This is a genomic window from Streptomyces sp. NBC_01363 (assembly GCF_026340595.1).
Classification (GTDB): Bacteria; Actinomycetota; Actinomycetes; order Streptomycetales; family Streptomycetaceae; genus Streptomyces.
In genome coordinates this window covers 531,197-554,691 of the sequence record NZ_JAPEPF010000002.1, presented here as the reverse complement: position 1 = coordinate 554,691, position 23,495 = coordinate 531,197, and the positions used below count along the sequence as shown (strand labels likewise).

The following is a 23,495-nucleotide window of genomic DNA, read 5'->3' as shown; positions in this document are numbered from 1 at the left end:
GAACGCCGGAATGACGGCTTCCGCGACACGGGCACGTCCGGCCGGGAACGCGACGGGCCCCGCGGCGCCCGGGGCCGGTGGCCCACCTGCTCCGCACGGCCCCGCACAGCGTTCCCGCGGACCTGTCTCCGGCCGGGCCGACGGACGGGTCGGGAAGCTCGGTTCGTTCCGATTGCAACAACTCGTGCTGCTGGAAATCGCGGCAGCGCTGCTGCTCGCGGCCTGGGTGGTCGATCCGCTGCTGCTGGCGCCGGCCGTGGTGATCGCCGGACTGCTGGTGCTGCTGGCCGTCGTGCGCCGACACCGCCGTTCGCTGCCCGAGTCGCTGGGCACCGTCCTCTCGTTGCGCGCGCGTTCCCGCAGGGCCGGTGCGCTGGAGCTGCCCGCGGGCACGGAGCCGGGCATCGCGCCCGTCGTCGAGTGCGATCCGGCGCTGCGCACGTACTCCTTCAGCGACCGTGACCGTCGGCCGGTCGGCATGATCGGTGACGGTACGTTCGTCACGGCCGTCCTCCAGGTGGAGTCGGACGTCTCGGCGCTCAGGCCGGACCGAACCGCGCAACCGCTGCCCCTGGCGCTCATACGGGATGTGCTCGAAGTCGACGGCATCCGGCTGGAGTCGGCGCAGATCGTGCAGCACACCCAGCCGGCGCCCGCCCCGCATCTGCCTCAGCAGTCCGTCGCCGCACGCAACTACGCGCCGCTGCAGGCCCAGACGGGTTCGCCCGCCGTCCGGATCACCTGGATCGCGCTCAAACTGGACCCGGAGCTGTGCCCGGAGGCTGTGCAGGCGCGCGGCGGTGGCATCACGGGGGCGCAGAAGTGCGTGGTGCGCGCGGCCGACCAGTTGTCCAGTCGGCTGACCGGGGCCGGTTTCCGCGCGACGGTGCTGACCGAGCAGGAGTTGACGTCCGCGATCGCGACGTCGGTCTGTGCCAGTGCGCCGGCCATGACGCAGGCCGGTCTGATCGGGACGCCGGTGCGCCGCACCGAGGAGACCGCGCGGACCTGGCGCTGCGACGACCGGTGGCACACCACCTACTGGGTGGCCCGCTGGCCGCAGTTGGGCGGCACCGGCGGTGCGGCGATGCCGCAGCTCGTGGCCCTGCTCACCTCGATCCCGGCGCTCGCCACGACCTTCAGCCTGACGCTGGGGCACGGCGAGCGGCAGGGCGTCTCGATCACCGGACACATCCGGATCACCGGCCGCAGCGACGAGGAACTGCTCGGCGCCCGCCATGAGTTGGAACGCACCGCCCGCGGGGTCAGGACCTCGCTGGTACGGCTCGACCGCGAGCAGCTGCCCGGCGTGCTCGCCACACTGCCGCTCGGGGGTACCCGCTGATGTCCGCACCCACGAGCGCCAGGGCCCGGCTCGGCTTCGGGCTGATCGGTCCGCGGCGCGCGCGGCAGTCGGTCTCGCTCGACCAGTTGGCGTCGCTGGCCCTGCCGGTCGGCGACGACGGTGTGGTGATCGGCGTGGACGCCCATGGCCGCCCCGCCGTGCTGGGGATCAACCGGCCGACTCCGTACGAGGTCACGCTGATCGGCGGAGTGTGGACGGCCCAGGTGCTCGCGCTGCGGGCGGCCGCCACCGGTGCGCGGATCGTCGTGGAGACCGGGCGGGCCCAGACGTGGACGGGGCTCGCGCACGCGGCGGGCGGCGGTCAGCCGTGCGTCACGCTGCACGATGTCGGACGGGTGCCGCCGCAGGGGCCGTCGGCCGGTTCGCCGGTGGTCGTGGTGCGGGACTGCGGCATGCGGCCACCGCGCGGGCGGGTGGTGTCCGGGCCGTGGCAGTCGGTGCTGACGCTGCTGCCGTATCTCAGCCCGGTGGCACCGAGGCTGATCGAGAAGTCGGCGCTGGTCGGCATTCAGCGGGTATCCCCTGACGAAGCGGCACAGATCGGTCGCGCACTGCACCTTCCGGTCGCCGAGACGCAGGCGTTGTCCACACTGGCGGACGGGGTCACGCTCTGGTGCGCGGGGCGCGACCGGCAGTTCGTGATGACCCAGGCGACCGATGCCGAGACGGGACTGCTGGGCGGCGCGCGCAGGATGGACTGACCGGCGCGGTCCGCTCGCGCCTGCCCGCACGGAACGTTCGCCTTTCCGCACATGGATGTACATGTTTGACCGCTTCGCCCTTCACGCTGTGCCGCACTCGGTCCACTTGAGGGCGGCACGTGATGCACGGGACAGCTCTTGCGGTGCCGTACGGCCTGCCGGAGCGAGCCCCATGACGATTAGGGTGGGTCCGGGCGCGGCAGAAGAACCTGCGGGCAGGCAATGCGTGTCCCAGGGGGAGAGCCGGGCGGTCAGGCAGACGGAAACGGTCGCCCCCCACCCACTACGGCACAAGGGTGCTCGACCACACCAGGAGGCAAAGTGAACGGCGATCGGGACGAGATCCGCGGGGGCTGGAACAAGCCCGTCGACGAGTCGTCCGACGCGGAGCCCGCCGAGATGACGGGTGAGTTCACCATCGACTACACCCCGCCCGCCTGGTACACGCAGAACGCGCCGGGGGACTCGTCGGGCGGCGCCGGAACGCATCTCGCGCCGCCTCCGCCGCCCAGTGGAGCGCCGGTGCCCGCGCCCGCGCCGTCGGCCGGCGGCGGTTCCGACTGGACTCCGGCGCCGCCCGCGCCCGCACCGATTCCGGCCCCGTCCGCGGCGGGCGACGCCACGCCTTCCCCCGCACCGGGTGCGGGGGATTCCGAGAGTGCGTCGGACCCGTTCGGGGGCGGTGACGTGGAGAGTGGCTCGACCATGCGGTTCTCGCCGGCCGCGTTGAAGCGTCAGATCGCGGAGATCGAGGGGGGAGCGGTGGACGCGGCCGGCGACGACCCGGTGGCGCATGCGGCTCCCGCACAGACCGATGCCGGTGGCGGTGACGGTGTCGGCGGTACGGGAGCGGGCGTGGCGGCCGGTTCCGATTCCGCGCAGACGGCGGACGCGTCCACCGGGGAGTCCGATGGTGCCGGCGCCGCGGATTCTGCCGCCGAGGTCCGGGCAGATGTCCCGGGCGGCGCTGCCGACGGGCCGCAGGACGCCATGCCCTCCGACGCCGTCGCGGATGCGGCACCCCGGGACGTACCGCCCGGCAACGCACCGCAGGACGCCCCGGCTCCCGCCACGCCGAACCCCTGGGCCCCGGCACCGCCGCAGGGCGGTGGTCTGCCGCCGCTGCCGCCCGCCTTCCAGCCCGCCGCGCCGCAGCCCACCGCGCCCCAGTCCGCCCCGCAGTGGCCCGCTCCCGGCCCGACCGGCCAGGCGCCCGGCGGCTACGGATTCCCCCAGACCGGGGCGCCCCAGCAGCCGCAGGCGCCTCTGCCGCCCCAGAGCGGCTACGGATTCCCGCAGCAGCCCGCTCCCCCGGCGCAGCAGGCACCGGCGCAGCAGGCATCGCCACAGCAGACACCGGCACCGAGCGGCTACGGATTCCCGCAGACGCCCCAGACGCCTCACACACCCCAGGCGCCTCACACACCTCACGCAGCTCAGCAGCCCCTGCCGCCGCAGGCACCTCAGCAGCCGCACGCACCCCTGCCGCCCCAGCAGTCCCAGTCGTCTCAGTGGCCCGCGCAGCAGGGCGTACCCCTGCCGCCGCAGGTCCCCCACGGCCCCCAGGCACCCCTGCCGCCGGCTCAGGCCACGCCCCATCTGCCCGCCCAGGTCTCCCCGCAGCAGCCCGGCCGGCCCCAGCCTCCTCATCAGCAGCAACAGCACCCGCAGCAGCCGCAGGGACAGCAGGGGCAGCCGCCGCAGGGAGCGCCCGTCGACCCGCGCACCGGCGGCGCCTGGCCCACCCCCGTCACCCACGACCAGCGCGAGCGTTCCGTGCCCGGCGCCCCGCTCGGGTACACGGCGGCCGTGGAGCTCTCCTCCGACCGGCTGGTCCGGGGCAAGCAGAAGGCGAAGAGCAGCCGCACGCCGTCCGGCGCGTCCCGCTTCAAGCTGGGCGGCAAGAAGGAGGAGGCCGAGCGGCACCGCAAGCTCGACCTGATCCGTACGCCCGTGCTGTCCTGCTACCGGATCGCCGTCATCAGCCTCAAGGGCGGTGTCGGCAAGACCACCACGACCACCGCTCTCGGCGCGACCCTGGCCACCGAGCGGCAGGACAAGATCCTCGCCATCGACGCCAACCCGGACGCGGGCACGCTCGGCCGCCGGGTGCGCCGCGAGACCGGTGCCACCATCCGTGACCTGGTCCAGGCGATCCCGTACCTCAACTCGTACATGGACATCCGCCGGTTCACCTCGCAGGCGCCCTCCGGCCTGGAGATCATCGCCAACGACGTGGACCCGGCGGTCTCCACGACCTTCAACGACGAGGACTACCGGCGCGCGATCGACGTGCTGGGCAAGCAGTACCCGATCATCCTCACCGACTCGGGCACCGGCCTGCTCTACAGCGCGATGCGTGGGGTGCTGGACCTCGCCGACCAGTTGATCATCATCTCGACCCCGTCGGTCGACGGTGCGTCCAGCGCGTCCACCACCCTGGACTGGCTCTCGGCGCACGGGTACGCGGACCTCGTGCAGCGCTCCATCACCGTCATCTCGGGGGTGCGCGAGACCGGCAAGATGATCAAGGTCGATGACATCGTGCAGCACTTCGAGACGCGCTGCCGCGGCGTGGTGGTCGTACCGTTCGACGAGCATCTGTCGGCCGGCGCCGAGGTCGACCTCGACATGATGCGCCCCAAGACCCGCGAGGCCTACTTCAACCTCTCCGCGATGGTCGCCGAGGACTTCTCCCGCGCCCAGCAGCAGCAGGGACTCTGGACCTCGAACGGCTCCAACCCGCCGCCGCAGTACGCCCCGCCGATGCCCGGCCAGCAGCAGTACGCCCCGCAGCAGCCGCAGCCGCCGTACGGGCAGCAGCAGCCGTACGGCGGCCAGCAGCCCCCGCAGCCGTACCCGCCGCAGCCCGGTCCCGGAGTGCAACAGAACGGCTGGCAGCAGCCGTTGCCCCCGCAGGCCCCGCCCGCTGCGGGCCCGGCGGGCCCGCAGCCGCCCCACCAGCAGCCCGCCCTGCCAGGTCAGCCCGGCCAGCCGGTCCCGCCCGAGCCGCAGGGTCCCGTCCCGCCCGCGGGATGGCAGCAGCAGCCGCCGTCAGCGCCTCAGCAGTAAGGCGTCAGAGGTCTAAACCAATGAGGGTCCGCACCGTCTCCACGGTGCGGGCCCTTTGCGCATTCCCGCAGACCACACGCCGTTTCGATGACCGTTGACGCGGCTCGACCCCCGCTGATAAACCTTCGCTTCACCAGCTGGCGAACCACAGCTCAACCCGCCTTCTCCGTGCGAGTCATGACGCGAGGTCCCTGACCATGGTCGAAAGAGTTCCACCACGCTCCGCCAAGCCACGCTCACGTCTGCGTGTCCTCCTGGCCTCCGGTGCCGCCGCACTGGCACTGGCCGCCGGATCCATCGTCCCGGGTGTGCCGCTCGGCGCCGCGCCTCAGCAGGCACAGGCCGCCGACAGCGGAAAGTCGACACTGACCGTCGCCGTCGCACAGAGCGTCGACTCGCTGAGCCCGTTCCTCGCTCAGCGGCTCATGAGCACCAGCATCAGCCGGCTCATGTACGACTTCCTCACCAACTACGACCCCAAGGACAACCACGCGATCCCCGGTCTCGCCACCAAGTGGGAGCCGTCCGCGGACAAGTTGACCTGGACGTACACCATCCGTTCCGACTCCAAGTGGTCGGACGGGCAGCAGGCCACCGCCGAGGACGCGGCCTGGACGTTCAACAAGATGATGACCGACGAGGCCGCCGCGCAGGCCAACGGCAACTTCGTCGCGAACTTCAAGAAAGTGACGGCTCCCAGCCCCACGCAGCTGGTCATCGAGCTCAAGGAGCCGCAGGCCACCATGGCGGCACTCGATGTGCCGATAGTGCCCAAGCACGTCTGGGAGAAGGTCGGTGACTTCTCCAAGTTCAACAACGACAAGACGTTCCCGATCGTCGGCAACGGGCCGTTCATCCTGACCGACTACAAGGTCGACCAGTATGTGAAGCTCAAGGCCAACAAGGACTTCTGGCGCGGCAAGCCGAAGTTCGACGAGCTGGTCTTCAAGACGTACAAGGACCAGGACGCCGCCGTCGCCGCACTGCGCAAGGGCGAGGTCTCCTTCGTCGCCGGCTCCCCCGCGCTGACGCCCGCTCAGGCCGCCTCCCTCAAGGGCGAGCAGAACGTCAAGGTCAACGAGGGTCCGGGCCGCCGCTTCTTCGCGCTGGCCACCAACCCGGGCGCGCAGACCAAGGACGGCAAGAAGTTCGGCAACGGCAACAAGGCCCTTCTCGACCAGAAGGTGCGCCAGGCCCTCTTCCTGTCCATCGACCGCAAGACCATCATCGACAAGGTCTTCCAGGGCCACGCCGTCGAGGGCCAGGGCTACATCCCGCCGCGCTTCTCCGCGTACCACTGGCAGCCGACCGCCGAGCAGAGCCTGGCGTACGACCCGGCCAAGGCCGCCAAGCTGCTCGACGAGGCGGGCTACGCGCTCAAGGGCGACCAGCGGGTCGGCAAGGACGGCAAGCCGCTCGACCTGCGCATCCTCTGCCATGCGACGGACCCGAACGACAAGGCGATCGGCAAGTACCTCAAGGAGTGGTGGGGCAAGCTCGGCATCGGCCTGAAGGTCGACTGCCTCGACGACGTCTCGGTGCCCTGGTACGCGGGTGAGTACGACCTCGCCTTCGACGGCTGGTCCGTCAACCCGGACCCCGACTTCGTCCTCGGCATCCACACCTGCGCCGCGCTGCCGGCCAAGGCGAAGGACAGTGCCGCCACCGACAACTTCATCTGCGACAAGAAGTACGACGAGCTCTACAAGAAGCAGCTCGCCGAGTACGACCCGGCCAAGCGCGCCGAGATCGTCAACCAGATGCAGTCGTGGCTCTACGACTCCGGGTACATGAGCGTCATCGCGTACCCGAACGCGGTCGAGGCCTACCGCACCGACCAGATCAAGTCGATCACGACCATGCCCGAGGCGGCCGGCAACATCTACGGCCAGGACGGTTACTGGAGCTGGTGGTCCGCGGCTCCTGCGTCCGGTGACGGTTCGGACAGCTCCGGCGGGTCGGGCTCCGCCGGCGTCGTCATCGGCATCATCGTGGTGGTCGTGGTGCTCGCCGGTGGCGGGCTGTTCATCGCGAAGCGCCGCCGCAACACGGCGGACGACCGCGAGTAATCACTCGGACGGGTCGAGAGAGGGGCCGACCGGGGAGCACCCGCCCCGTCGGCCGGCCCCTCCACGTGCAGCACGAGTAACGAGAGTTCCCCATGACAGCTGACAGCACTCCGGCGCTCGTGCAGATCGCGGACGCGGACACCGACGGCCCGGCTCAGGCCGGCCCGTCGGCCGCCCGCGGTCCACGGGCGCGCAACACCAAGGCATACCTCCAATACGTGGCGGCCAAGATCGCGGGAGCGGCGGTCTCGCTCTTCGCCGTCCTGGTCACCAGCTTCTTCCTCTTCCGGCTCATTCCCAGCGACCCGGTGAAGCAGATGACGGGCGGCCGGCCCGTATCCGCCGAACAACTCCAGTCGCTGAGGCACCAGTTCGGCCTCGACCAGCCGATGTGGCAGCAGTTCACGTCGTATGTGGGAGACGCCCTCACGGGCGACTTCGGCACCTCCTTCCAGTTCCACGCGCCGGTCATCGACAAGATCACCGAGGCGCTTCCGGCGACCCTGCTGCTCACCGGCACCTCGTACGTCCTCTACACCGCGCTCGGCATCTGGCTCGGCACCCGGACCGCCTGGCGCAACGGCTCCACGAGCGACCGCTTCAACACCGCGTTCGCGCTCACGCTCTACTCGGTGCCGTCGTTCTGGCTGGGCCTGCTCCTGATCATCGTCTTCGCGGTGGGCATCGGCCCGATCCCCGGGATGTTCCCGACGGGCGGTCTGGAGTCGGGCAACGAGACCGGCTTCGCCTACGTCCTCGACGTGGCGCACCATCTGGTCCTGCCGGTGATCACACTGGTCGCGGTCGGGTACGCGCAGACGCTCCTGGTGATGCGTTCCTCGCTGCTCGACGAGATGGGCAGCGACTATCTGACGACGGCCCGCGCGAAGGGACTGCGGGACGACGTCGTACGCCGCAAGCACGCCGTGCCGAACGCGATGCTGCCGACCTTCACACTGATGTTCGTAAACCTCGGGCAAGTGGTCGCCGGACAGATCCTGGTCGAGACGGTGTTCTCCTGGCCGGGCCTCGGCGGCCTCTTCTACCAGGCGCTCAGCGTGCCCGATCTCCCGCTCGTGCAGGGGCTGTTCTTCGTCTTCGCCACCGCGGTGATCCTGGCGAACACCCTTGCCGATGTGCTCTATCCGCTGCTCGATCCCCGGGTGGGCCGATGACGACCGAATCCATGCCCACGCCCACGAAGGCGGAGACCGCACAGAATCCGCGCGCTCTGGCCCGCGCGCGCAAGCGCCGGTCCATGGCCCGCTTCTGGCGGGAGTACCGGGGCCACCGGAGCGGACTGTGGGGTCTGGGCGCGCTCGTCCTGATCGCGCTGGTCGCGGTGTTCGCGCCGCAGCTCGTCGGCGCCGACTCGCAGAGCGTCACCGGCGCCCCCGGTGGCGCGCTGGAGTCACCGAGCGGCGAATTCCCGCTCGGTACCGACCAGTTCGGCCGCAGTGTGCTGGCGCTGCTGGTGTGGGGCACCCGGGTGTCGTTGACGGTCGGCCTGCTCGCGGCGTTCCTGTGTGTCGCCATCGGTACGGTCGTCGGCATCGTCGCCGGTCACTTCCACGGCTGGTACTCGACGGTCCTGATGCGGATCACCGACTGGTTCCTGGTGATGCCCACGCTGGTCCTCGCCATCGCGCTCGCCACGGTGATGGACCGCTCGATGTGGACCGTCATCATCGCGATCGGGGTCACGACCTGGCCGACCACGGCCCGGCTGGTCCGGGCCCAGACGCTCGCCGTGGAGTCCCGCCCGTACATCGAACGCGCCCGCGCGCTGGGCGGCGGCCACGGGCACATCATGGTCCGGCACGTGCTGCCGAACGTGATGCCGCTGGTGCTCGCGCAGACCACGCTGGTGATCTCCAGCGCGATCCTCACCGAGGCCACCCTGGCCTTCCTCGGTCTCAGCGACCCGACCACCACCTCCTGGGGCGGCATGCTCCAGGACGCCCGCGAGGCGGGCGCGGTCAGCGCGGGCGACTGGTGGTACCTGGCACCTCCCGGCATCGCCATCGCCCTGGTGGCCCTGGCGTTCACGCTGTGCGGCCGCGCCATCGAGTCCGTCCTCAATCCCAAGCTGGGGGTGGCCCGTTGAGCACGACGAGCATCCAGAAGACGCCGCTTCTCGACGTACGGGACCTCACGGTGACGTACGCCGGCGGAGCACAGGCCGTCCGTGGTGTGAACCTCTCGGTCGCCGCGGGGCAGAAGCTCGGCATCGCCGGTGAGTCGGGCTGCGGGAAGTCGACGCTGGCGCTCGCGCTGCTACGGCTGCTGCCCGCCGGTACGAAGGTCTCCGGCGAGATCCGGCTGAACGGCGAGGACGTCCTCACCATGAAGTGGGGCCAGGTCCGGGCGGTGCGCTGGGCCGGGGCGTCGATCGTCTTCCAGGGCGCGATGCACTCGCTGAACGCGGTGCACCGTATCGGGGAGCAGATCGCTGAACCGATCCTGCTGCACAAGAAGGCGACGCAGGCCGGGGCGGCGAAGAAGGCCGGCGAGCTGCTGGAGCAGGTGGGGCTGCCCGCCGCCCGCGCCTCCGCCTATCCGCACGAGCTCTCCGGCGGGCAGCGGCAGCGCGTGATGATCGCTATGGCGCTCGCCTGCGACCCGGGGCTGATCATCGCGGACGAGCCGACCACGGCTCTCGATGTGATGATCCAGGCCCAGATCCTGCGGCTGATCGAGCAGCTGGTGTCCGAGCAGGACCTCGGCCTGATCATGATCAGCCATGACCTCGCGGTGCTCTCGGACACCTGCGACCGGCTCGCGGTGATGTACGCGGGCCGGGTCGTCGAGGAGGGCCCGGCGTCCGAGGTCTACGAGAACGCGCACCATCCGTACGGCAAGGCCCTGTCCGGCGCGTTCCCGCGCATCGGCGACCCGGCCTCCCGGTTCGCGCCCCGCGGGCTGCCCGGCGATCCGCCGGACCCGTCGGCGCTGCCCGGCGGCTGCACCTTCCACCCGCGCTGTCCGGTGGCCCTGGAGTCCTGCACGACCGAGGACCAGGAGCTGCGGGTAGCGGGGCCGGAGCGGCGGGCCGCCTGTGTGCTGGTGGAGCCGGGGGCGGTCGCGGTCCCGGCCCTGCCGGGCGCCGAGGAAGCAAGGAGCACACCATGAGCACCACCACTCCCCTGCTCAGCGCCGAGGGGCTGAAGGTCACCTTCCCCGGCCGGCGCGGGGCCGCCCCGGCGCGTGCCGTGGACAGTGTCGACCTGGACATCCACCCCGGCGAGATCGTCGCGCTGGTCGGCGAGTCGGGCTGCGGCAAGACGACGCTGGCGCGCTCCCTGCTGGGCCTGGTCCCGCCGACGTCCGGGCAGGTCACCTTCGGCGGCAAGCCGCTCGACTACGCGAGCCGGGCGCTGAAGACGTACCGCAAGCGGGTCCAGCTGGTGCTCCAGGACCCCAGCGGTTCGCTCAACCCGAGGCACACGGTGTACGACGCCGTCGCCGAGGGGCTGCGGATCCACGGGTACGCCGGGGACGAGCGGGAGGCGGTGGCCGGGGCGCTGTCGCGGGCCGGGCTGCGGCCGCCGGAACGATTCTTCCTGCGGTATCCGCACGAGCTGTCCGGCGGTCAGCGCCAGCGGGTCGTGATCGCGGGCGCGCTGGTCCTGGAGCCCGAACTGATCGTGGCCGACGAGCCGGTGGCGTCGCTCGACGCCTCGGTGCGCGGCGAGATCCTCGCCCTGCTGCTCCGGCTGCGGGACGAACTGGGCCTGTCCGCGCTGGTGGTCACGCACGACCTCGGGCTGGCGTGGAACATCGCGGACCGGGTCGCGGTGATGTACCTCGGACGGATCGTGGAGACGGGCAAGGTGGAGGAGATCCTGACGGATCCTCAGCATCCCTACACCCAGGCGCTGTTGTCGGTGCTGCCGGAATCGGGGGACGAGCCGGTGATCCTGACCGGTGAGCCGCCGGACCCGTCCAGGGTGCCGTCCGGCTGCCGCTTCCATGCCCGCTGCCAGGTCCTCGCCTCGGGCGAGGCGGAACGGGCGGGCGTCGCGGAGGACTGCCGTACGAAGGATCTGCCGGTGCTCGCGGGCGGCGGGCGGACACAGGTGGCGTGCCACTGGGCCCTCGCCGCCGCGAAGGCCCGGACGTAGCGCGGCGGCGGTACGACGACGCGGGGCCGGGACCGTCGAGACGGTTCCGGCCCCGGTCAGGTACGAGGCGGGGTTCAGCCGCGCTCGTTCGTGCGCGTGGAGGTTCGGCCGCGCTCGCACGCGGCGGTGGTTCGGCCCTGCTCGGGTGCGCAGAGGTTCAGCCGCGCTCGTACGCGGAGATCAGCTCGCTGCACCGCTTCACATCGGCGGCCATCGCCACGAGCAGCTCGTCGATCGAGTCGAACTTCAGCATCCCGCGCACGTACGCCAGGAAGTCCACTGCGACATGGAGCCCGTACAGGTCGAGGCCGACGCGGTCGATCGCGTACGCCTCCACCGTCCGCTCCGTGCCGTCGAACTGCGGGTTCGTGCCGACCGAGATCGCGGCGGGCATCGCCTCGCCGTTCACGTTCAGCCAGCCCGCGTAGACGCCGTCGGAGGGGATCGCGGTGTGCGGCAGCGTCTCCACGTTGGCCGTGGGGAAGCCGAGCTCGCGGCCGCGCTGCGCGCCGCGGACCACGATGCCCTCGACCCGGTGCGGGCGGCCCAGGATCTCGGCGGCGCCCGCGACATCGCCCTCGGCCACCAGTCGCCGGGTGAGGGTGGAGGAGAACGGCTCGCCGCCGCCCGCCTCGCCGCTCACATACAGGTCGATGACCTCGACGCGGTAGTCGTAGGTCTCGCCGAGCTCGGTGAGCAGCTGAACGTTCCCGGCCGCCTTGTGGCCGAAGCGGAAGTTCGGCCCCTCGATGACCAGCTGGGCGTGCAGCTTGTCGACGAGCACCTTCACGATGAAGTCGGCCGGCGCCAGCCTGGAGAACTCGGTGGTGAACGGCAGGATGAGCACCGCGTCCACCCCCAGCTCCGCCATCAGCTCGGCGCGCCGGTGGTGCGGGGCGAGCAGCGGCGGGTGGCTGCCGGGGCGTACGACCTCGCTGGGGTGCGGGTCGAAGGTCACCACGACCGACGGCACGCCCAGCTCACGGGCGCGCTCCACGGCCCGCCCGATGATCAGCTGGTGCCCGCGGTGCACCCCGTCATAGGAGCCGATGGTGACGACGCTGCGTCCCCAGTCCTGGGGGATGTCCTCCAAGCCACGCCAGCGCTGCACTCTGACCGCTCCTCGCCCGAACCTGTGTACGTGGGTTTGTCTCTTACGCAGGTCTAAGACTGCCATGCTCACGCCGCGCGGCCTGCATCGGCATCGTCTTCGGGCTTCCCAGCGCCTCCACGGTCCGCCGTGCGCTCGGACCGACGAGCGTCGCCCATTCCTGCGGGGCGTCGGCCAGCCACCCGGTGATCAGGGCGGCGAATCCGGGCAGCTCACGGGCGAGTTCGACCAGCCGGCGGTCGAAGCGGACCGCGCCCTCGGGGGTCCGGACCAGCAGTGTCCCGGTGCGGTGGACCAGGGCGCGGGTACGGGCGGGAGCACGCCCGCCGGAGCCGGCCGCGGCGGCCCGCAACAACGCGTCGAGCACGGCCGGATCCCGGTGGGCCTCCTGCTCGAAGTCCAGCAGGACCTCCAACAGCTGCTCCCTCAGCGGTCCGGAGGCGGGACTCCCGGGTGCGGCGAGCACCCCGGCCAGCGCGCCGCGTACCGGCGGCGGCACGGGGCGGTCCCGCAGCAGCCCGGTCACCAGGGGCAGCAGCAGGGCGAGGGCGGCCGGGCCGCGCTCCAGCCTCCGGTCGACGTACGAGGCCGGGTGCACGGCGTCGTCCGGGTGGCTGTCGATGTAGGCGCGCACGAGCCCGGCGGTGTGCAGGGCGAGCGCGGGGGCGTCGATCCCGGCCAGCGCACACAGCACCTCCCCCGCCCCGTCGTCCGGCCGGGTGAGCCGCTCCCGGAACGCGGCGAGCACCGGTTCCGGGTGGGAGGGCAGCGCGACGGCGAGCGCGTCCGCGGACGGCCCGGACTCCCCCGCGACGAAGGCCCGGAGCGCCTGCGGGAGGTATCGGTCCCTGGTCCGCGGATCCTGTACGAGGAGGGCGAGCGCGGACCCGTGCAGGGCGGCGTCCGCCGGGCGGGCCAGCAGGGCCAGGGCCGATCCGCGCAGCAGCTCGCGGTCGGCGTCGAGGGTGGCGTGCGCCGAGGTGATCAGCGCGTAGGAGGCGGCGGCGCTGCGGCGGGCGCGCCGGTCCTCGTCGTGGGCCCAGCGGTGGACGGCCCGGCACAGCGCGGCGGGCTCGTCCTCGGCCAGCGCGGTGAGCAGTTCCTCGGCCCGGGGGTGGGGGGTCGAGACGAGTGCGTCGGTCAGATCGTCGACGGCCAGGTCCCGGCGGGCGTAGAGCAGCGCCTGGGCGGCGGCTCCCACGGTCGGCCGCATCGCGTCCCCGTCCCCGGCGGGAAGCGGGCGCTCGTCGGTGAACCAGCCGCAGAGCAGTGGCTGCATGGTCCTGGGCCGGTCGACGAGCCGTCGCGCGACGGCATCCAGGAACCGTTCGCCGCCGTCGCCGTCGGAGTACGTGCCGCAGGAGCGGTCGCGGTCGGCACGGGGCTCGCCGCGGGGCGGGCCGTCGGCGGGGACGAGACGCCGGAACAGATCGATCCGGTCCTCCTCGGGCAGCCTGAGCCGCCGCCAGAACCACGGCCCGAACGCGGCGTACGTCCCCGGGCCGCCCGGGGAGCCCGCGGCGGCCCGGCGCACGACCCGGCCGGCCAGGAGCCGCAGCACGCCGAGGTGCGGCCGGGCGTCGGGCACCCGGAGCAGGGTCTCCGAGAGCAGACGGACCGTCCACCAGCGGGCGTCGTGACGCGGTGCGCCGTTCTCCCCGTCGCGGCCGGGGGCGGTGCACAGGACGGGGGCGCCGGCCGCCGCCCCCGCCCCCGCGCCCGCCGACAGCCGGTCCAGCGCCTCGATGAGGTCGGCCAGTTGGTGGGACAGGGCGGCGGGGCCCTGTCGGCGGCCCAGGAGCAGCAGGGCCTGGATCACCGGGCCGATGCGATGGCGCGGCACGGGCAGGGTGCGTGCCCCGGTCGCCGCCCGCGCCTGCACCGCCACGTCCGGCAGGTCCGCACGGCCGGGCTCCGCTCGCGGCCCCGTGGGCACCGCCGCGGTCGCCCCGCGCCCCGTACGCGGCCTCCTCGGCTGCGGAACACGGTGCTCGGCGCCCGTCGCCCCCGGCCCTTCGCCCGGCCCCTCCTGCGCGTGCCAGCGGTGGACCAGCGCGTGCAGCGCCGCGCCCACGTCCAGGTGGGCGCCCTGCACCCAGTCCCCCAGCTCCTCGTGCGCGAAGCGGTATCCGGCGCCCGCCGGGACGAGCAGGCCCTCGGTGAGGACGGCCGACGCCCAGCCCGTGCGCCAGGGGAAGACCTCCTCGAACGCCGCCCGGCCCAGCTCCCCCTGTCCGGGACCCAGACAGCGCCGCGCCGCCTCGTGGACCTGCCCCGCCACCCGGGCGGCCAGCCTGCGGACCGCGCCGCCCCCCGGCGCCGGGCCGGACGCCGCTGCGATCCGGACCGCGATGCGCAGGCACATCAGGTCCAGGTGGGCGCCGAAGACCTGCTCGGTGTCGGGCTGCCCGGCGACGTCCCCCGGCAGCGCGGCGCGCACCTCCGCGAGCAGGCGCAGGGTGAGCGGGTGCCGGTCGTGGCCGGGGGCGAGCGCTTCGGGCGGGATGGCGTACCGCTCCTTGGCCTGTCCGGCCTGGCCTGCGGTGAGCTCGCCCAGGCGGACCGCGGAGGGCAGCCGCCCGGCCGGCCTGACGGGGCGGTGCAGCGCGCCGGGCGGGCAGAGCGCACCGGCCGTCTCCCAGTGCTCGGGCCCACAGGCGATCACGAGCCGCGCCCCGTGCCCCCGCAGCCATTCGACGGTGGCGGCGGTCCACCGGGCCGGCTCGTGGGCCAGCGCGGGAGGCATCTCCTCGGGGCCGTCCAGCAGGACGAGGAGCGGGCTCCCGGACTCCTCGGCCAGCCGGGCCACCCGCTCGGGGGTGGCGCTCGCCATGTCGCCGCCCGCTCCGGCGGCGGTGACGATCCGCCCTGCCCGGCGCAGCGTACGGGCGACGGCGTCGGCGACCGAGGTGTCGTCGGCCAGCAGATCGGCGCCGCGCAGCCAGAGGGTGGGCGCGGGTACCGGGCCGCGCGCCCGGCGGGCGGTGAGTGCGGCCAGTTCGGTGGTACGGCCGGTGCCCGGCGCTCCGACGAGACCGAGGACCACGGCGGGGCCGTCCGGTGCCGATGCGGCTCGGACCGGGCCCGCGAAGGCGGTGAACTCCGCGATGACGTCCGGGCGTTCGACCGGATCGGGCCAGGCGGCGGGGCCGTCCGCCGAGCCGAGCGAGGTCGCGGTGAGGTGCAGGGCGCCCGCGAGATTCAGATCGCGTCCGTATCCGGGAACGCTCGTCGCGTTGCGCCGCAGCAGGGCGTCGAGCGGGCCGCCGGTGCCCGCTTCCCGGAGCGGCACGGCGAACCCTGCGCCCGCGTGCCCGGCGCGCAGCGCACTGCCCAGCACGGCGATGACCGCGCCGCTCTCCGGGTCGAGGACGGGCCCGCCCACGGCCGCGCCGCCGAGCCGCAGGGCGTCCCTGCCGTCCGTACCGAGCGCCAGCTCCAGCGCCGCGCCGATCGGATGGGAGCGGCCGTTCGCGGTGTACGTCACGTCAGCCGTGCCGAGCACTCGGGCCTCGCGCCAGCCGTGCGCGGCGATCGTCACATACGTACCGGCGTCGATCCGGTCCCGCCGGGCGATCGGTACCGGCTCCACGCCCAGCTCTCCGGGCCCCGCGGTGTGCAGCAGGGCGAGATCCAGCTCGGGCAGGGCGGTGATGTCGTCGGCCTCGACGGTGCGGCTGCGACCGCCCGTTCCGTGCAGGACGAGCCGGGTGGTGCCGTCGACGGCTTCGTGACTGGTGAGTACCGTGCCGCGGTCGTCCGCGACGAATCCGCTCCCCCGCGGCCGGCCGGCCGGATCGCAGATACGTACCAGCGCTGCCCGGTCCCCGCTTCCCATGGTCCGACGTTAGGTCCGATGATCACCGCATGGGCCACTCGGAGTAAAAGCGCCCCCGAATGCACCCCCGTTTCACTCCGAGCGCCTGCCCATTGGGGTGAATTGATGGCGTCCGGTGGACAGACCATGTGGGGGGATCGTGGAGCGGGCGCAGGGACTGCCCCGCCCGCTCCACGATGCGCGTCCCGAAGGACCGGTCCGCCCGTCAGGCGAATACGGCGAGGCTCTTGGCCTTGCCCTTCTGCTCCTCGACGAGGACCAGGAACCGCCCGTCGGGCCCGAAGACGCCGACCGGTCCCGGCGGGAAGGCCGGCATGTCCAGCCGTACGCCGTTCAGCAGCAGCTTGGCGCGCTTCTCGTCCACGTCCCAGCGGGGGAACGCCGAGGCGGCGGCCTCGGCCACCGGCATCACGGTCAGCTTCTCCTGGTGCTGGTCGAGCGTCCGCGCCGCGTCGAGGCCGTAGGGACCGACCCGGGTGCGCCGCAGCGCGGTCAGATGCCCGCCGACGCCGAGCCCGGCACCGAGGTCCCGGGCGATCGCACGGATGTACGTACCCGAGGAGCAGACCACCGAGACGACCAGGTCGACGACCGGCGTGCCGTCCTCGGCGACCTCCGGGCGGACGTCGTAGACGTGGAAGGACGAGATCGTCACCGGCCGGGCCGGGATCTCGAACTCCTCGCCGCCGCGCACCCGCGCGTAGGACCGCTTGCCGTCGATCTTGATGGCGCTGACCTTGGACGGCACCTGCATGATCGGTCCGGTCAGGGCGGCGACCCCGGAGTCGATGCCGTCCCGGGTCACACCGGACGCGTCGGTGGACGAGGTGATCTCGCCCTCCGCGTCGTCCGTGATGGTGTTCTGGCCGAGCCGGATCGTGCCGAGGTACTCCTTCTCGGTCAGTGCGAGATGGCCCAGCAGCTTGGTGGCCTTCTCGACACCGAGCACGAGAACGCCGGTCGCCATCGGGTCCAGCGTGCCGGCGTGGCCGACCCGGCGGGTCCGGGCGATGCCGCGCATCTTGGCGACGACGTCGTGCGAAGTGAAGCCGGACGGCTTGTCGACGATGACAAGGCCGTCCGGCGTTTTCTGCGATGTCATTCGGAGGCGGCGTCCTCGTCGTTCTCGTCGTCCGCCTTGCGGTACGGGTCGGCACCACCGGCGTACGTGGCGCCCGAGGACGCCTCGCGCACCCGTGCGTCCGAGGCACGCGCCCGGTCGAGGAGGTCCTCGATCGCCTTGGCGTTGCCCGGCAGGGCGTCCGCCACGAAGGCCAGGGTGGGGGTGAACTTCGTCCCCGCCGCCGCTCCGACCGCCGAACGCAGGATGCCCTTGGCGCTCTCCAGACCGGCCGCGGCGCTCGCCCGCTCCTCGTCGTCGCCGTAGACCGTGTAGAAGACCGTGGCCTCCCGCAGGTCACCGGTGACCCGGGTGTCCGTGATAGTCACGTGCGTACCCAGACGCGGGTCCTTGATACCGCGCTGCAGTTTCTCGGCGACCACCTCCTGGATGAGGTCCGCCAGCTTCTTCGCCCGCGCGTTGTCGGCCACTGGTCCGTCTCCTTCTTCGCCTTGCTCAATCGTCTTCGTCGCTGTGTACCCGCCGTCGTACGGACAGCAGCTCCACTTCCGGGCGTGCGGCCACCAGCCGCTCGCACCGGTCCAGAACATCTGTGAGGTGTCCGGTGTCCCCGGAGACCACGGCAAGGCCGATCTCGGCCCTGCGATGGAGATCCTGACCGCCCACCTCCGCCGCGCTCACCGCGTATTTGCGCTGGAGCTCGGCGACGATCGGACGGACGACGGAGCGCTTCTCCTTCAACGACCGTACGTCGCCGAGAAGCAGATCGAAGGACAGTGTCCCCACATACATGTGTGTCCGGATGTCCCGCCGGTTCGGGTTCGCGCCCTGCCAGTGCTTGGCGGGGACACCAGAACCGTACACGGAACGGCCGGGGCCGATCGACGGAAATATGACCCGTCGACCGGCCCCGACTGTTGAAGAGAGATCCGGGGGTCTCCCCCCGGAATTCCCCGTGGATCAGCCTCGCGGCTTCTCGCGCATCTCGTACGTCGCGATGACGTCGTCGATCTTGATGTCGTTGAAGTTTCCGAGGTTGATACCGCCCTCGAAGCCTTCGCGGATCTCGGTGACGTCGTCCTTGAAGCGGCGCAGACCGGAGATGTTGAGGTTCTCCGCGATGACCTTGCCATCGCGCAGCAGGCGCGCCTTGGTGTTGCGCTTGACCTCGCCGGAGCGGACCAGCACACCGGCGATGTTGCCCAGCTTGGACGAGCGGAAGATCTCGCGGATCTCCGCCGTACCGAGCTCGACCTCTTCGTACTCCGGCTTGAGCATGCCCTTGAGGGCCGCCTCGATCTCCTCGATGGCCTGGTAGATCACCGAGTAGTAGCGGACGTCGACGCCCTCGCGCTCCGCCATCTGCTGGGCACGCCCGGCAGCGCGGACGTTGAAGCCGATGACGATGGCGTCGGAGCCGGTCGCCAGGTCGATGTCCGACTCGGTGACCGCACCCACACCGCGGTGCAGGACCCGGATGTCGACCTCGTCGCCGACGTCGAGCTGGAGCAGCGAGGACTCGAGAGCCTCCACCGAACCGGACGCGTCGCCCTTGATGATGAGGTTGAGCTCCTGGACCAGACCGGCCTTGAGCGCCTCGTCCAGGTTCTCCAGGGAGAACCGGACGCCCTTGCGGGCGAAGTTGGCGTTGCGCTCACGGGCGGCACGCTTCTCGGCGATCTGACGGGCCGTACGGTCCTCGTCGACCACCAGGAAGTTGTCGCCGGCACCCGGGACGTTGGTGAGACCGAGCACGAGGACGGGGGTCGACGGACCCGCTTCCTCGACGTTGTTGCCGTTGTCGTCGAGCATCGCCCGGACACGGCCGTACGCGTCGCCGACCACCATCGTGTCGCCGATGCGCAGCGTGCCGCGCTGGACCAGGACGGTCGAAACGGCACCGCGGCCGCGGTCGAGGTGGGACTCGATCGCAATACCCTGCGCGTCCTGCTCCGGGTTGGCCCGCAGGTCGAGCGAGGCGTCGGCGGTGAGGACGACGGCCTCCAGAAGGGACTCGATGTTGAGGCCCTGCTTGGCGGAGATGTCGACGAACATCGTGTCGCCGCCGTACTCCTCGGCCACCAGACCGAACTCGGTGAGCTGACCGCGCACCTTGGTCGGGTCGGCGCCCTCGACGTCGATCTTGTTGACCGCGACCACGATCGGCACGTCGGCCGCCTTGGCGTGGTTCAGCGCCTCGATCGTCTGCGGCATCACACCGTCGTTCGCCGCCACCACGAGGATCGCGATGTCGGTGGACTTCGCACCACGGGCACGCATGGCGGTGAACGCCTCGTGACCCGGGGTGTCGATGAAGGTGATCCTGCGGTCCTCACCGTTGACCTCGGAGGAGACCTGGTACGCACCGATGTGCTGCGTGATGCCGCCGGCCTCGCCCGCGACGACGTTCGTCTTGCGGATCGCGTCCAGCAGTCGGGTCTTGCCGTGGTCGACGTGACCCATGACGGTCACGACCGGCGGACGCGAGACCAGGGCCTCTTCGCCGCCCTCGTCCTCGCCGAACTCGATGTCGAAGGACTCGAGCAGCTCGCGGTCCTCCTCCTCGGGGCTGACGATCTCGAGGACGTAGTTCATCTCGTCCGCGAGCAGCCTGAGGGTGTCGTCGGAGACGGACTGCGTCGCCGTGACCATCTCGCCGAGGTTCATCATCACGGCGACGAGCGATGCCGGGTTGGCGTTGATCTTCTCCGCGAAGTCGGTGAGGGAGGCACCGCGCGACAGACGGACGGACTGTCCGTTGCCGCGAGGCAGCATGACGCCGCCCACCGACGGGGCCTGCATGGCCTCGTACTCCTGGCGCCTCTGCCGCTTCGACTTGCGACCACGACGCGCGGGACCGCCGGGACGGCCGAACGCACCCTGTGTGCCACCACGGCCACCGGGGCCGCCGGGACGTCCACCGAAGCCGGGACGACCGCCGAAGCCACCGCCACCGCCGGGACGGCCCGCGCCGCCACCGCCGCCACCGGGACGACCGGCGAAACCGCCGCCACCGCCACCGGGACCGGCCGGACGACCGGCGAAGCCACCGCCGCCGGGACGGCCTGCGCCGCCGCCACCGCCGGGACGACCGCCGCCACCGGGACCACGGCCACCGCCGGGGCCACCACCGGGACGCGGGCCGGCAGCGGGACGCTGCGGCATCATGCCCGGGTTCGGACGGTTACCACCGGGGGCACCGCCCGGACGGGGAGCCTGCGGACGGGGCATGCCGCCCGGAGTCGGACGGGCACCGCCCTGACCCTGGGGGCGCGGAGCGCCACCGGGGCCGCCCTGCGGACGCGGGGCGCCCGGACGGTCCTGGCCGCCACCGGGACGCGGGGCGCCGCCGGGACGGGGCGCCTGCGGACGGGCCATGCCCGTCGAGCCACCGGAGGTGAAAGGGTTGTTGCCCGGACGGGGACCGGCCGGACGGGCGCCGGGGCGCGGGGCACCCTGGCCCGCGGGACGCGCGGGGCGGTCGCCGCCACGCTCGCCACCACGGCCGCCGTCGCGCTGGCCACCGTCACGCTGACCGGCCGGCCGGGGCCGGACGGGCGGGACGGGGTCCGGGGGTGGCACCCGCGGGACGCGGGGCCTGCTGCTGCGGGGCAGCCTGCTGGGCCGGAGTCGGAGCCGAGAACTCGGCGGCGGGCACCGGAGTCACCGGAGCGGGCTTGGGCGCGGGCTTCGGGCCCGGACGCGGGCCGGCAGACGGCGCGGAAGGCGCTGCGGGGGTGCTGCTCACCGGGGCGGCGGGGGCCGGCTTGGGGGCCGGGGCGCCGGGCTTCGGGGCAGCGGGACGTGCCGCAGCGGCCGGGGAGGGCGCTGCGGGCTTTGCGGGCGTCGCCTTGCGGGGCGCGCCAGGCTTTGCAGCGGACTTGCCGGCGTTGCCGCCGGGCCCCTGCAGTGCGTCGGTCAACTTGCGTACAACCGGCGCCTCGATCGTCGAGGACGCCGAACGGACGAATTCACCGAGTTCTTGGAGCTTGGCCATGACGACCTTGCTCTCGACGCCGAACTCCTTGGCGAGTTCGTATACCCGGACCTTAGCCACTTCGCTCCTTTTAGGTCCGGGTTACCGCCGGACCGTCGCTACTTCATGGGCGTACTCATCGCGTACTCATCGAGTGCTCATCGCAATCTCGACCTACTTCCAACTCGCGAGGTACCTGACCGCACGGGGTCCCGTGCCGTTCATTTCTTACGGTGTCACCCGCTCGACGAACCGCTGCACTGCGGCGGGGTCGAACGGCCCCTTGGCCTTGAAGGCCCGGGGGAAGGCCCGGCGGCGAACCGCCAGGTCCAGACAGACGGAGGCGGGGTGTACATAGGCACCCCGGCCGGGCAGCGTACCGCGAGGATCGGGGACGCAGGCGTCCCCGTCCACGACGATGCGCAGCAGATCGCTCTTGGCCGCCCGCTCCCGGCATCCCACACACGTTCGCTCAGGGCAAGCTCGGGCCTGCGTCCGGCCAGACACGTCTAAGTCTACCTCCCCGCACCGACCTCACCCCTTTGGGGCAAAAATCGAACGGATGTTGTCGTGATCTCAGCGGCATGCCGCCCGGATATATTCCCCGCGGGCCGGGTCAGCGGCGCTCGGACCGCTCACGGGCCCGCTCGGCCCGCTCCCGGTCGGCCACGTCGCGCTCGGCGTCGGTCTCGGTGTCCGGACGGATGTCGATGCGCCAGCCGGTGAGACGGGCGGCGAGGCGGGCATTCTGCCCCTCCTTGCCGATCGCCAGCGAGAGCTGATAGTCCGGCACGGTGACCCGGGCGGACCGGGCGCCGAGGTCGACGACCTCGACCTGGCTCACCCGTGCGGGCGACAGCGCGTTGGCGACCATCTCGGCGGGGTCGTCCGACCAGTCCACGATGTCGATCTTCTCGCCGTGCAGCTCGGCCATGACGTTGCGCACACGGCCGCCCATCGGGCCGATGCAGGCACCCTTGGCGTTCAGCCCGGAGCGGGTCGAACGGACCGCGATCTTGGTGCGGTGGCCGGCCTCGCGGGCGATGGCGCAGATCTCGACGGAACCGTCCGCGATCTCCGGCACCTCCAGCGCGAAGAGCTTCTTCACGAGGTTGGGGTGGGTCCGCGACAGCGTCACGGAGGGGCCGCGCACGCCCTTGGCGACCCGTACGACGTACGTACGCAGCCGCAGGCCGTGGGTGTACTCCTCGCCCGGCACCTGCTCCTGCACCGGCAGGATCGCTTCCAGCTTGCCGATGTCGACCAGGACGTTCTTCGGGTCCTTGCCCTGCTGGACGACGCCGGTGACGACATCGCCCTCGTGCCCCGCGTACTCACCGAACGTCTTGTCGTCCTCGGCGTCGCGCAGCCGCTGCAGGATGACCTGCTTCGCGGTGGTCGCGGCGATCCGTCCGAAACCGGACGGGGTGTCGTCGAACTCCTTGGGCTCCTGGCCCTCTTCGAGGTCGGCCGGGTCCTCCTTCGCCCACACCGTCACATGGCCGCGCTCGTCGAGCTTCACTCGCGCGCGGCGGTGGCTTCCGTCGGTACGGTGGTAGGCGATGAGGAGGGCCGACTCGATCGCCTCGACGAGCACGTCGAAGGGGATCTCCTTGTCCTGTGCCAAGCCCTTCAAGAGCTTCACATCGATGTCCACGGCTACGCCTCCTCTTCCTTCTTGTCCTTGCGGCTGAATTCGATCTCCACGCGCGCCTTGGCGATCTCGTCGAAGGCGACCCGGCGGGACGTGGGCTTGCGGCCCTTGACGCCCGGCACTTCGAGGTCGAGGCCTTCTTCGTCCACGGCGAGGATGCGGGCCACCAGCTCGCCGCCCTCGTGCAGATGCAGCTTGGCCAGGCGGCCCGTGGCACGTACGTAGTGGCGGTGCTCCGTCAGCGGACGGTCGGCACCGGGGGAACTGACTTCGAGGACGTACTCGCCGTCGCCCATCGCGTCGGTCTCGTCGAGCTTCTCGGAGATCGCGCGGCTCAGCTCGGCGCAGGCGTCCAGCTCGACGCCCTCCTCGGAGTCCACGATGATCCGCAGCACGCGGCGGCGACCGGCCCGGGACACCTCGATCTCTTCGAGATCCAGCTGTTCGGCGCTGACGAGCGGTTCGAGCAGCCCGCGCAGCCTCTCGCTCTGGGTGGTGCTCAT

16 protein-coding genes and 1 pseudogene are annotated in these 23,495 nt (G+C 72.0%); 8 read left to right on the top strand and 9 right to left on the bottom strand.

Annotated features, from left to right (window positions below; translation table 11 throughout):
* The first annotated feature begins 10 nt into the window (after positions 1-10).
* The 8 genes from eccE to OG611_RS30525 all read left to right on the top strand — a co-directional run bounded on the left by eccE (position 11) and on the right by OG611_RS30525 (position 11,332).
* Complete coding sequence (gene eccE / locus OG611_RS30560; protein ID WP_266427478.1) at positions 11-1,345, top strand: type VII secretion protein EccE; 1,335 nt, start codon at positions 11-13, stop codon at positions 1,343-1,345.
* Entirely contained in the window at positions 1,345-2,067 is a 723-nt protein-coding gene (locus tag OG611_RS30555; protein WP_266427475.1) for a hypothetical protein, read from the top strand. Before eccE ends, OG611_RS30555 begins: the two co-directional genes overlap by 1 nt.
* Positions 2,068-2,388: 321 nt before the next feature.
* Positions 2,389-5,139: an SCO5717 family growth-regulating ATPase gene (locus OG611_RS30550; protein WP_266427472.1), complete on the top strand. Its 2,751-nt coding sequence runs from the start codon at positions 2,389-2,391 to the stop codon at positions 5,137-5,139.
* A gap of 197 nt (positions 5,140-5,336) precedes the next feature.
* A complete protein-coding gene (locus OG611_RS30545; RefSeq protein WP_266427469.1) occupies positions 5,337-7,208 on the top strand; it encodes an ABC transporter substrate-binding protein in 1,872 nt (623 codons plus the stop codon).
* Between the two features lie 92 nt (positions 7,209-7,300).
* Positions 7,301-8,383 (top strand): ABC transporter permease, encoded by a 1,083-nt coding sequence (locus tag OG611_RS30540; protein WP_266427466.1) that lies wholly within the window; start codon positions 7,301-7,303, stop codon positions 8,381-8,383.
* Positions 8,384-8,394: 11 nt separating this feature from the next.
* Positions 8,395-9,315: an ABC transporter permease gene (locus OG611_RS30535; protein WP_266427465.1), complete on the top strand. Its 921-nt coding sequence runs from the start codon at positions 8,395-8,397 to the stop codon at positions 9,313-9,315.
* Positions 9,312-10,340 (top strand): ABC transporter ATP-binding protein, encoded by a 1,029-nt coding sequence (locus OG611_RS30530; protein WP_266427463.1) that lies wholly within the window; start codon positions 9,312-9,314, stop codon positions 10,338-10,340. The genes OG611_RS30535 and OG611_RS30530 overlap by 4 nt, the downstream gene beginning before the upstream one ends.
* Entirely contained in the window at positions 10,337-11,332 is a 996-nt protein-coding gene (locus OG611_RS30525) for an ABC transporter ATP-binding protein (protein ID WP_266427461.1), read from the top strand. Before OG611_RS30530 ends, OG611_RS30525 begins: the two co-directional genes overlap by 4 nt.
* Positions 11,333-11,489: 157 nt before the next feature.
* On the opposite strand, the gene OG611_RS30520 is transcribed toward OG611_RS30525, so the two are convergent.
* The 9 genes and pseudogenes from OG611_RS30520 to rimP form a co-directional block, all read right to left on the bottom strand.
* Entirely contained in the window at positions 11,490-12,443 is a 954-nt protein-coding gene (locus tag OG611_RS30520; RefSeq protein WP_266427459.1) for a bifunctional riboflavin kinase/FAD synthetase, read from the bottom strand.
* 43 nt (positions 12,444-12,486) lie between these two features.
* Positions 12,487-16,281: a serine protease gene (locus OG611_RS30515; RefSeq protein ID WP_266427457.1), complete on the bottom strand. Its 3,795-nt coding sequence runs from the start codon at positions 16,279-16,281 to the stop codon at positions 12,487-12,489.
* Between the two features lie 205 nt (positions 16,282-16,486).
* On the bottom strand, positions 16,487-17,383 hold the full coding sequence (truB, locus tag OG611_RS30510; RefSeq protein ID WP_266427455.1) for a tRNA pseudouridine(55) synthase TruB: 897 nt from the start codon (positions 17,381-17,383) through the stop codon (positions 16,487-16,489).
* Positions 17,380-17,832 (bottom strand): 30S ribosome-binding factor RbfA, encoded by a 453-nt coding sequence (rbfA, locus tag OG611_RS30505; RefSeq protein WP_266427452.1) that lies wholly within the window; start codon positions 17,830-17,832, stop codon positions 17,380-17,382. The genes truB and rbfA overlap by 4 nt, the downstream gene beginning before the upstream one ends.
* A 25-nt stretch (positions 17,833-17,857) precedes the next feature.
* On the bottom strand, positions 17,858-18,154 hold the full coding sequence (locus tag OG611_RS30500; RefSeq protein WP_266427449.1) for a DUF503 domain-containing protein: 297 nt from the start codon (positions 18,152-18,154) through the stop codon (positions 17,858-17,860).
* Positions 18,155-18,322: 168 nt separating this feature from the next.
* Positions 18,323-21,419: pseudogene (infB, locus tag OG611_RS30495) on the bottom strand (translation initiation factor IF-2).
* Positions 21,420-21,566: 147 nt separating this feature from the next.
* A complete protein-coding gene (locus tag OG611_RS30490; RefSeq protein WP_266427446.1) occupies positions 21,567-21,845 on the bottom strand; it encodes a YlxR family protein in 279 nt (92 codons plus the stop codon).
* A gap of 109 nt (positions 21,846-21,954) precedes the next feature.
* Positions 21,955-22,995 carry a transcription termination factor NusA gene (nusA, locus tag OG611_RS30485; protein WP_266427444.1) on the bottom strand — a complete coding sequence of 347 codons (1,041 nt, stop codon included), beginning with the start codon at positions 22,993-22,995 and terminating at the stop codon, positions 21,955-21,957.
* A 2-nt stretch (positions 22,996-22,997) separates the two neighbouring features.
* Positions 22,998-23,495, bottom strand: coding sequence for a ribosome maturation factor RimP (rimP, locus tag OG611_RS30480; RefSeq protein ID WP_266427442.1), 498 nt, complete (start codon positions 23,493-23,495; stop codon positions 22,998-23,000).

Coding starts and splice junctions, on each gene's coding strand:
- eccE (WP_266427478.1), top strand. CDS start 11: ATGACGGCTTCCGCGACACGGGCACGTCCGGCCGGGAACGCGACGGGC.
- OG611_RS30555 (WP_266427475.1), top strand. CDS start 1,345: ATGTCCGCACCCACGAGCGCCAGGGCCCGGCTCGGCTTCGGGCTGATC.
- OG611_RS30545 (WP_266427469.1), top strand. CDS start 5,337: ATGGTCGAAAGAGTTCCACCACGCTCCGCCAAGCCACGCTCACGTCTG.
- OG611_RS30540 (WP_266427466.1), top strand. CDS start 7,301: ATGACAGCTGACAGCACTCCGGCGCTCGTGCAGATCGCGGACGCGGAC.
- OG611_RS30535 (WP_266427465.1), top strand. CDS start 8,395: ATGCCCACGCCCACGAAGGCGGAGACCGCACAGAATCCGCGCGCTCTG.
- OG611_RS30525 (WP_266427461.1), top strand. CDS start 10,337: ATGAGCACCACCACTCCCCTGCTCAGCGCCGAGGGGCTGAAGGTCACC.
- OG611_RS30515 (WP_266427457.1), bottom strand. CDS start 16,281: ATGGGAAGCGGGGACCGGGCAGCGCTGGTACGTATCTGCGATCCGGCC.
- truB (WP_266427455.1), bottom strand. CDS start 17,383: ATGACATCGCAGAAAACGCCGGACGGCCTTGTCATCGTCGACAAGCCG.
- OG611_RS30500 (WP_266427449.1), bottom strand. CDS start 18,154: ATGTATGTGGGGACACTGTCCTTCGATCTGCTTCTCGGCGACGTACGG.
- rimP (WP_266427442.1), bottom strand. CDS start 23,495: ATGAGCACCACCCAGAGCGAGAGGCTGCGCGGGCTGCTCGAACCGCTC.